The following is a 399-nucleotide window of genomic DNA, read 5'->3' as shown; positions in this document are numbered from 1 at the left end:
CCCAGTACCCGCCCTTCAAGCCGCTCAGGTACGGCTTGCCCGACTCGTTGACGACCCACTCGTCCACGTTGCCGGTCATGTCGTGCACGCCGTACGAGCTCACGCATGCCTCGCGCGCGCCGCTCGGCTCGCCCTGCCAGAGGCGCGCGACTTCCGCGTCCCGGCGCTTCGGGTCGGCGATCGCGGCCGGGTCGGGGTCCGGGTGCGGCTTATCGATATTGCAGGCCTCGGCGTTCCGCGAGTAGCCGTAGGGGTACGGCAGCCTCTCCTGGCCTTCGCACGCGAGCGTCCATTCGCTGTCGCCGCACAGGCGTTTGCCTTGAGCCTGGCAAGCGTCGCGTGCCTGGTACCAGGTCACCATGATGGTCGGCTTCTCGCCGGCCTTGTTCGGATACTCGT

Annotated in this window: 1 protein-coding gene; it reads right to left on the bottom strand. The window is 68.4% G+C overall.

Features of this window, described 5'->3' with window-relative positions; all coding sequences use genetic code 11:
- Window positions 1–399 (bottom strand): SUMF1/EgtB/PvdO family nonheme iron enzyme (locus tag I6F37_RS43295; protein WP_225154879.1); only part of this gene is annotated, 399 nt, incomplete at both ends.

This window comes from Bradyrhizobium sp. NBAIM08, from assembly GCF_020193935.1.
Taxonomy (GTDB): domain Bacteria; phylum Pseudomonadota; class Alphaproteobacteria; order Rhizobiales; family Xanthobacteraceae; genus Bradyrhizobium; species Bradyrhizobium yuanmingense.
Note: the sequence above shows the minus strand (reverse complement) of the source record. Positions and strands in the feature narration are given on the sequence as shown.